The 9,228-nt window shown below is 67.1% G+C and carries 9 protein-coding genes; 8 read left to right on the top strand and 1 reads right to left on the bottom strand.

Translation table 11 applies throughout. The features are described 5' to 3' along the window. Nucleotides 1–18 precede the first annotated feature (18 nt). Complete coding sequence (locus VIQ49_RS18055) at nucleotides 19–1,143, top strand: glycosyltransferase (protein ID WP_331887054.1); 1,125 nt, start codon at nucleotides 19–21, stop codon at nucleotides 1,141–1,143. 158 nt (nucleotides 1,144–1,301) lie between these two features. Here the strand turns inward: VIQ49_RS18055 and VIQ49_RS18060 are convergent, their stop codons facing one another. After that, nucleotides 1,302–2,225, bottom strand: coding sequence for a methylenetetrahydrofolate reductase (locus tag VIQ49_RS18060; RefSeq protein WP_331887086.1), 924 nt, complete (start codon nucleotides 2,223–2,225; stop codon nucleotides 1,302–1,304). Nucleotides 2,226–2,321: 96 nt separating this feature from the next. On the opposite strand from VIQ49_RS18060, the gene VIQ49_RS18065 reads away from it, so the two are divergent. The 7 genes from VIQ49_RS18065 (at nucleotide 2,322) to VIQ49_RS18095 (ending at nucleotide 9,114) form a co-directional block, all read left to right on the top strand. Beyond that, complete coding sequence (locus VIQ49_RS18065; RefSeq protein WP_414731657.1) at nucleotides 2,322–3,398, top strand: polyprenyl synthetase family protein; 1,077 nt, start codon at nucleotides 2,322–2,324, stop codon at nucleotides 3,396–3,398. Beyond that, nucleotides 3,398–4,924 carry a phytoene desaturase family protein gene (gene crtI, locus VIQ49_RS18070; protein WP_331887058.1) on the top strand — a complete coding sequence of 509 codons (1,527 nt, stop codon included), beginning with the start codon at nucleotides 3,398–3,400 and terminating at the stop codon, nucleotides 4,922–4,924. The genes VIQ49_RS18065 and crtI overlap by 1 nt, the downstream gene beginning before the upstream one ends. Nucleotides 4,925–5,126: 202 nt before the next feature. Next, complete coding sequence (locus VIQ49_RS18075) at nucleotides 5,127–6,719, top strand: alpha-(1->6)-mannopyranosyltransferase A (protein ID WP_331887060.1); 1,593 nt, start codon at nucleotides 5,127–5,129, stop codon at nucleotides 6,717–6,719. Then, entirely contained in the window at nucleotides 6,716–7,606 is an 891-nt protein-coding gene (locus VIQ49_RS18080; protein ID WP_331887062.1) for a phytoene/squalene synthase family protein, read from the top strand. Before VIQ49_RS18075 ends, VIQ49_RS18080 begins: the two co-directional genes overlap by 4 nt. A 60-nt stretch (nucleotides 7,607–7,666) precedes the next feature. Further along, on the top strand, nucleotides 7,667–8,173 hold the full coding sequence (locus VIQ49_RS18085) for a DinB family protein (RefSeq protein WP_331887064.1): 507 nt from the start codon (nucleotides 7,667–7,669) through the stop codon (nucleotides 8,171–8,173). Next, complete coding sequence (locus VIQ49_RS18090) at nucleotides 8,170–8,649, top strand: GNAT family N-acetyltransferase (protein WP_331887066.1); 480 nt, start codon at nucleotides 8,170–8,172, stop codon at nucleotides 8,647–8,649. The genes VIQ49_RS18085 and VIQ49_RS18090 overlap by 4 nt, the downstream gene beginning before the upstream one ends. Before the next feature lie 105 nt (nucleotides 8,650–8,754). Continuing rightward, a complete protein-coding gene (locus VIQ49_RS18095; RefSeq protein WP_331887068.1) occupies nucleotides 8,755–9,114 on the top strand; it encodes a GNAT family N-acetyltransferase in 360 nt (119 codons plus the stop codon). The last annotated feature ends 114 nt before the right edge of the window (nucleotides 9,115–9,228 follow it).

Genomic DNA, 9,228 nt, shown 5'->3' on the forward strand with positions numbered 1-9,228 from the left:
CTGCCGCCGGTGCTGTCGGTGACCAACGCGGCACTGACCCTGGCGAACTACCGGCGTTTCCGTTCGCTGCCGGACCGCGAGGGTTCAGTCGACCGCCCCGTGTGGGTTCTCATCCCGGCCCGTGACGAGGCGACCCGCATCGCCGCCGTCATCGCCGATCTGCGTGCCCAGACCGGGGTCACCGACCTTCGGGTCCGGATCTGCGACGACGACTCGGGCGACGGAACGGGCGCTGCGGCTGCGGCCGCGATCGCCGGAGATCCCCGTTTCGAGCTGCTGACCAACCGGCAAACCCCGCCGCCGGGCTGGACCGGTAAAACCCATGTCCTCGACCTCCTCACCGCCGACCTCGACACCGACGAGGACCACACGGTCATGTTCATCGACGCCGACGTCCGGCTCGGGCCTCGGGCCATCGCCGACGCGGCACTGGCGAGTAGCCGGGTGGGCGGCCTTCTCACCGTCTGGCCCGCCCAGATCGCAGGGTCTCCGCTGGAACAACTGGTCCAGCCGCTGCTGTGCTGGTCGTTCATGGGGTCGGTACCGATGCTGGTGTCGGAGAAGCTGCGGCCACGGTCGATGGCCGTCGCCAATGGCCAGTTCCTGGTCAGTTCGGCGGCCGACTACCGCCGCGCCGGCGGACACCGGGCCGTCCGGGCCGACATCACCGAAGACCTCGCTCTCGCACGCCGCTACCGCGACGTCGGGCTGACGTCATCGGTCCGCGGTGGCCCCGACGTTGCGAGTTGCCGGATGTACGAGTGTCCGGCCGACACCTGGCAGGGCTATCGCCGATGGCTGGGCACCGAGTTCGGCGGACCGGCCGGTGCGGTTGTCGTCGCTGCGGTGATGGGGACGGCCTACCTGCTCCCCTGGTGGCACCTGATGACCGGACGTCGCCGCACCCGAGCGGCCGTGGCGATCGCCGCGGCGACCACATCACGACTTGTGGCCCGGCGGGCCGAGACCGGTACGACCGACGTCGTCGATGTGTGGTCGGCGCTGGCCCACCCGGTGGCGGTGTCGGTGGGTATCGCCGCACTCGCCGACTCGCTGCGATCCCGCCGCCGCGGCACCCTCGCCTGGAAGGGCCGCACGCTCACCACGGGTGAGGCCTCCCCACCTCCGCCGATCGGGCCTTAAACGCCACTGAACGGGCCTTTCCCACCGCCGAGCGTGCTCTTTCGTCCGCCCACCGGGCCTTTGAACCCGCCGACCGGGCCGTCCCAGCCGCCCACCGCGCGTCGCCAAGGTAGATAGGGCCCAGTCGACGGGTGTAAGGGCCCGCTCGACGGAATGGGTCAGGCAGCGAGCGAGTTCATCCCGAGTCGCTCGAGGACCTCACTGGTGGCCTTGGCGAAGTTGAGGCTGCAGAAATGCAGGCATGGCGCGCCCTCGTCGATGAGACGCTGTGCCATCTCGGTGGCCAGATCGATGCCCACGGCGCGAACCGATTCCCGGTTCTCGTCCGGGCCGTCGCCGGCTGCGTCGGTCAGTCGCTTCTCCACAGCGGGCGGCAGGACCGAACCCGAGAGCTCGACCATGCGGCGCACGGACGCAAGTGAGGTGATGGGCATGATGCCGGGGATCAGCGGCTTGGCGCCCTGTTCCGGATCCGCCGCGTTGACGCGGTCTCGCAGCCGCAGGTAGTGATCGACGTCGAAGAACATCTGCGAGATCGAATACTGTGCTCCGGCACGCAGTTTCGATACCAGGTACCTGGTGTCGTGTTCGAGGTCGGGCGCCCGGTGATGGCCCTCCGGGAACGAAGCGACACCGATGTTGAAGTCGCCGAGATCCTGCAGGAGACGCACGAGCTGCTCCGCGTACTCCAGACCCTCGGGATGCTTGACCCACTCACCCAGCGGATCGCCCGGGGGGTCGCCACGCAACGCGAGGATGTTGGTGATGCCCTGATCGGCATAGCCGCCGGCCATCGACCGCAGCTCTTCGATGCTGTGCCCGACGGCAGTCAGATGCGCCACCGGCAGCAGCGTGGTCTCGCGAGCCAATTGGCCGGTGATACGCAGCGTGCGATCACGCGTGGTGCCGCCGGCGCCGTAGGTCATGGAGACAAAAGCGGGGTTCATTCGCTCGAAGATCCGCACGGTGCGCCACAGGCGCTGCTCTGCCTGCTCGTCTCGTGGCGGAAAGAACTCGACCGAGAACGGCACCGGACCCGCGTGGGGTTCGGTCAGCCGCTTCACGATCGACGATTGCGTCATCTGCGAACTCACCCGGCAATTATAGGGTGATCACCGACTCGTATACGACGTTGACCGCCGCCGGCGACCGAAATGCGCCGCCGTAGGGTGGGTGACGTGGCAATCCAGTCTCTGACCGACGTTCCCGCCGCGACCACCGACCTCCTGCAGAGCGTTTTTGCAGAACGCGCATCCACGGCTGCCGACATCGGTCCGGGATTCTCCGACGCGGTGAGCGCGATGTCTGCATTTGTCCTCCGCGGCGGCAAACGGGTGCGTCCGACCTTTGCCTGGGCCGGCTACCTGGCCGCCGGACCGACCCGCAGCGATCCCGAACGTCTTCTGACGGTCTGCGCCGCCCTGGAACTGGTGCAGGCCTGCGCATTGATCCATGACGACATCATCGATCGCTCGGACACCCGGCGTGGATTCCCGACGATCCACCGCGAGTTCGAGGCCCGGCATCGTGAGGCGGGCTGGCGCGGTGACGCCGCCGACTACGGCGAAGGTGTTGCGATCCTGCTCGGTGACCTGGCGCTCGCCTGGGCAGATGACCTGGTGACCGAAGCCGGCTTCGACCCCGAGATCCACCGCGCGGTCACGGGGATCTGGCGAAGTATGCGCACCGAGGTCCTCGGCGGGCAGTTCCTCGACATCGCCACCGAGGCCTCCGGCGATGAGGCATCGGTGGCCGCGTACCGCGTGATGCGGTTCAAGACCGCCGCGTACACGGTCGAACGCCCATTGCACCTCGGTGCGGCGGTCGGCGGCGCCGACCCCGACCTGATCGAGTCGTTGCGTTCGTTCGGCACCGACATCGGTATCGCCTTCCAGTTGCGTGACGACCTGCTCGGGGTCTTCGGCGATCCGTCCATCACCGGAAAGCCCGCCGGCGACGACATCATCGCCGGCAAGCGGACCGCCTTGCTGTCGGCGGCATTGGGCACTCTCGACGCCACTGACCGGCGCGCGGCCGAGGTGCTGCGCGGGCGGGTCGGACGTCCGCACACCGCCGGCGAACTCGCGGAAACGCTGGCGATCATCACCGACAGCGGAGCCGTCACCGCAGTCGAGCAGCAGATCAACGATCTGGTGACCACTGCGCTGACCACGTTGAACGCGAGCAGCGCGACCCCCGCCGCCAAACAAGACCTGACCGGCCTGGCGACCGCCATGACCCGCCGGAAGTACTGATGCAGCGCACCACCACCGGGGCCAGCAGTCGGATCGTTGTTGTCGGCGGCGGGTTGTCAGGATTGACCGCAGCGCTGTATCTGCGGGGCGCGGGCCGCGAGGTGACCGTGCTCGAAGCAGCCGCGACGCCCGGCGGGCGCGTTGCCACCGAGACCGTCGGCACCAACCGATTCGACACCGGCGCAACGATTCTCACGATGCCCGAACTCGTTCACGCGCCCATGGCCGCGGTGGGTATCGGCGCCGACGAGGCGGCGCGGCGGCTGGATCTCATCGATGTCGACCCGACCTATCACATGCGGTACGCCGACGGCACCACGCTGAACCTGCACCGCGACACCGACGACCTGGCCGCCGCCATCGCCGACGCCTTCGGCGGCGAGGCATCCCACGGCTACCGGACTCTCACCGACTGGCTGGCCCGACTGTACGACGCCGAGTTCGACCGGTTCATCGACCGGAATTTCGATTCGGCGATATCGATCGCAAAGGATCGGCAGACCCGCACTGCGGCAGCACAATTGGTACGCCTGGGGGCGTTGGGCAGACTGTCGTCGACGGTCGGCCGGCACATCGCCGACGAACGTCTGTTGCGCGCGTTCACCTTCCAGGCCCTGTACGCCGGGGTGCCGCCCGAGCGGGCTCGCGCCGTGTACGCGGTCATCGCGCACATGGACATCAGCATGGGCGTCTTCTACCCGCGCGGCGGTATGGGCCGGGTCGCCGAAGCGATGGTCACCGCACTGACCGAGGCCGGTGGCCGCTGCGAACTGGGGACCGCCGCGGACGGTGTCGAATGGGACGGCAATCGGGTGAGGGCGGTCCGGACCTCCGACGGGCGCCGCCTGCCCTGCGACGCGGTGGTCTTCACCACCGACACACCGGTGACCCGGAGGCTGCTCGGACGTGACCCCACCCGACGAACCCGCAGGATCGTCCACTCACCGAGTGCAGTGGTCGCGCACGGTGTGGTACCCACGTCGGTGACCGCACAGTGGCCGGGCGGGCATCACACGCTCGACTTCGGTGCGGCGTGGTCGCAGACCTTCCGGGAGCTGACCGCCCGAAGCGGCCGCGGCCGACTCATGAGCGACCCGTCGTTGCTCATCAACCGACCCGGACTGTCCGATCCCGACCACTCGATCACCGCAGCCGGGGAGTCGGTCACCGTCCTGGCGCCCTGCCCCAACCTCGACTCGGCGCCCCTGCCGTGGCGCGAGCTGTCGCGGCCGTACGTGAAGGAAGTGCTGGCCGTACTCGAGTCGCGGGGCTACCACGGGATCCGTGAACACTTCGAGATCGCCAAGATCGACGATCCGGGTACGTGGGCGGCCAAGGGCATGGCGGCCGGCACACCCTTCTCCGCCGCCCACACCGTCGGCCAGACCGGCCCCCTGCGCACACCCAACCTGGTCCGCGGCACCGACAACGTGGTGCTCGCTGGCAGCTCGACGGTGCCCGGGGTCGGTATCCCCCCGGTTCTGGTCTCCGGCCGCCTGGCCGCCGCCCGCATCACCGGTGAATAGCGCTGCGACGCCAGTGTCGCGAGTCGAAAGTTTCTTGCGAGTATCCGGTGGAGCGATTGTTGTCTGGCAAGGCGGAGGAGGGAGACATAGCGAGGAGGGAGACATAGCGGAGCTATATCGACCGACGACAACGTGGCCAGGCGGCGATCGAACGCCGGAGACCGCAAAAGGACTTTCGACTCGGGGCACTAGGATCATCGAGATGTCCCCGCCCGCCACCGCACCGCAGCCGGCCACCCCGGAGTCGGTGAACGACGTCGGCTGGTGGCCCGGGTTCTCGATACGGCGGTTGCGGGAGTTCTGTGCCACCGAGGTCGGGCACCATGTGGTGCTCGGATTCATCGGATCACTCCTGATCACCATCGGCAGTTTCGGTGTCGGAGACATCCCCCGCAACAACACGTCGTTGCAGGCCATGAACCTGTCGTGGATGTATTACGGCCACGGAAAGACGTTGAGCACCATCGCTTTCTGGCTCGGTGTCGCATTGATGGTGATCGCCTGGGTCCGTCTCGGACGCAGCCTGAACGCACCGGACACCACACACACGCCGGCGTCGGTCATCGGCTGGGCGTCGATGGCCTGGACCGCACCGATGATGATCGCGATACCGCTCTACAGCCGGGACGTCTACGCCTACCTCGCGCAGGGTGCGTTGCTGCGCGACGGATTCAACCCCTACTCCGACGGCCCCGTGGTCAACCCGGGCCCGCTCCTCGACTCGATGGCACAGGTCTGGACGACCACCACCGCCCCGTACGGACCGGGTTTCATGACCATCACCCGGTTGGTGACGACGGTGACCGGCGACAGCGCGGTGGCCGGCGTCCTGGTGATGCGGCTGGCCCTGCTCCCCGGCCTCGTCCTGACACTCTGGGCTCTGCCGCGCCTCGCCCGCCGCTTCGGTACCGACCCGTCGAAGGCGCTGTGGCTCGTGGCGCTCAACCCCATGGTGCTGATCCATCTCGTCGGCGGCCCGCACGTCGAACTGCTCATGATGGGGGTGCTGATCGCCGGCGTCACCCTGGCCGTCGAAGGGCGTCACGTCGCCGGGACGAGTGTGCTCGCGTTGGCGGCCGCGATCAAGATCACCGCGGGTGTGGCGATTCCGTTTGTCCTGTGGATCTGGCTGGCACACATCCGTGCCGAGCGTCCGGTCCGGACCGGTGATGTGGTCCGGGTGCTGGCCTGGATCGTCGGACTGAGCGCGGTCATCTTCGGTGCGCTGACGCTTGTCGTCGGTCACGGATTCGGCTGGTTGCTCGGATTGACCTGGGCCGACAGGATCATCAACTGGCTGACCATCCCAACAGCGGTGGCTCACCTGATCACCCTTGCCGCATCGCCGTTCACCGCACTGCCGTTGCTGCCGGCGCTCGACGTGGTCCGCACGGTGGGTTCGGTGATCCTGGCTGTGACCCTCGTGGGTCTGTGGCTGTGGTTCCGCAGATCCGAGCGCGATGCGGTCAAGGGGATGGCCTGGGCGATGTTCGCCGTCCTGCTCCTCGAACCGTCCACCCTGCCCTGGTACTACACCTGGGCACTAATTCTGGCCGCCGCCTTTGTACCCGGCCGTCGGGCCACTATGGCGATAATCATGTTCTCGGTGTTCCTGTTGCAGGTGTTCGGTCCCACCGACGAGATCTACATGTACGAACCGGTGGAGGTCCTGCAGGCGCTGGTGTTGTCGGCGTTGGCCGGGTGGTCGTTCGTCAAGGTCGATCCGCTACGTCTTCGCCGTTTGACCCGCGGGAAACCGGCGGCGGACCCCGCCGCCGCCGAAGGCCGATCATGAACGATGCACTCGGGTCGGCCTATGAGCACTGCCGACAACTGACCAGAGTGCATGGACGAACGTATTACGCCGGTACCCAACTGCTTTCGAAGAAGCAGCGACTCGGTGTCTATGCGCTGTACGGCTTCGCCAGGATGGTCGACGACATCGTCGACATCGAGTCCGGCCCGGACCGTCTGAAACGCCTCGATGCCATCGAAGCCGATCTCGCTGCGGCCCTTGCCGATCCGGTGTACCGCTCGACGGTGCCCGAGGTACTGGCGGTCGCCGACACCATCACCACATACTCAATCGACCACCACTACTTCGAGGCCTTTCTGCGCTCGATGCGAATGGACCTGCCCGAGAGCCCACTTCACGTCAACCGCTACCGGACCATGGAGCAACTCCGGGAGTACATGTACGGATCGGCAGGGGTGGTCGGTCTCGAGATGCTCCCGATCCTCGGGACTGCGGTTCCGGTCTCGGAAGCCGCCGGACCGGCGCAGGCACTCGGTGACGCGTTTCAGCTGACGAACTTCATCCGCGACCTCGGCGAAGATCTCGACCGCGACCGGATCTATCTCCCGACCGACGAACTCGCGGCGTTCGGTGTCGACGAATCGATGCTCCGGCGGTGCCGCCGGACCGGACAGGTCCCACCCGAATTGCAGCGAGCGCTGGCACATCTGATCGCGGTGACCCGCGCCGAATACCGGCGCGCCGAGCCGGGTATCGACAACCTGACCCCGGCGAGCCGCCCCGGAATCCGAGCGGCCTTCACCATGTACCGGGCCATACTCGACGAAGTGGAGGACAGCGGCTACCGCGTACTGACCCAGCATGTCCGGGTGCCCCGGCATCGGCGTCTGACCCACGTCGCCGCGGCACTGATACCCCGGCCCTGACGGCCTGTCACCGATGGCGCCGCGAACCAGCAGTCGATCAATCGTGAGGAGTTGGGCAAGATGACATCCGACCGCCCGTCACCACGAAGCCGCCGCGCAGACAACCCGCCCCCGCGCATCGGTTCGTCCGAGAAGGAAGTCCTGGTCGGCTTTCTCGACTATCTGCGGGAGTCCGTCGCCACCAAGCTGTCCGGGGTGTCCGAGGCGGCCGCGCGGAAACCCGCAGTCCAGAGCGGCACGAACCTCATCGGCCTCGTGCGCCATCTGACCAACGTAGAACAAGCGATGTTTCTGGGGAAGAAGGTCACGAACTGGAAAGCCACGTTCACCGCAACGGACTCGGACACAGTAGATTCCATCGTCGATGAGTATCGCGATTCGATCGCACGCGCCAACGCGGTCATCGCGACATACACCGATCTCGCCGAGCCGGCACCCTGTCCGCCGGGCCGCACATCGGCCCCGTCCATGCGTTGGGCACTGACCCACATGATCGAGGAAACCGGCCGCCACGCAGGTCACCTGGACATCATTCGGGAGCAGATCGACGGACGGACCGGACGATGAGAATCGAATGGGCGAACCTCGACGATCCTGCCCTCCAGGAGTTCCTGCAGGCGCACCTCGACGACATCGCCCCCACCGCACCCGACGAAAGCCAGCATGCACTGACAACCGATGCCATGAGGACATCGCCGGGATTTCGGCTCTGGGTTGCCCACCTCGACGACGACGTGGTCGGAACCGTTGGGCTGGGCCCCGTTTCGGCCGGGCACGAGGAACTCAAGAGCATGCGGACCTCACCCCACCGCCGCGGTTCCGGGATCGGCAGAGCGCTTCTCGATCACGCGCTGACCGACGCCGCGACCCGCGGAGTCCGCCGGGTCTCACTGGAAACCGGGAGCATGGAGTTCTTCGCACCTGCACGAGCGCTCTACTCGCGGGCGGGATTTCGCGAGTGTGGCCCGTTCGGGGCCTATCCCACCGACGACCCGAACAGCACTTTCATGACGATGGAGCTCGACCGAAAGACGGTGGAGTGACAGAGATCAACGTGATCACCGGTTGTACGGACCCGGTGCCGGTCGCCGAGTTGAGGTGGGTGTGAGCCCGGGAATCCGATGCCACGGTCCCACCCTGGTCCGGGGATGAATCGTTTGTGGCATCGGTGGCGGAGTAGGATCTGTGCCCCGTTCCGAACCGTCTGGGTCGCCTTCGCTGGAGGTGCAGCGGTCGGGATGGTCTGCATGACCGAATACACCCGCATGCCGAGCCCCCTGGTGTCGGCGGCCGGATCATGGGGATATCTCGGCCACCTGTTCGTACGACCTGAAAGACGTGGACGGCGCATCGGCCACGACCTGGTGTCGCAGGCACTCGATCACGCCGACGGCCGGGGGTACAGCAAGGTTGTGCTCTCGCCGTCGCCTCCGTCGATCCCGCTGTACACACGATGCGGGTTCTCGATCGACAACGACATGATGGTGCGACCGGCACCTGACCGGTGACGGTGCATGACGAGAGGAAAGTGGCCGTGCAACTCGGGTTGGAGCACCTGATCGACTCCGCGCCCCCGGCGCATCTCGACGAGGCTCGCGCGTTCAACGCCGCGAGAGGTCCGA

It is taken from the genome of Williamsia sp. (assembly GCF_036566845.1).
In the GTDB taxonomy this organism is placed as follows: Bacteria; Actinomycetota; Actinomycetes; order Mycobacteriales; family Mycobacteriaceae; genus Williamsia.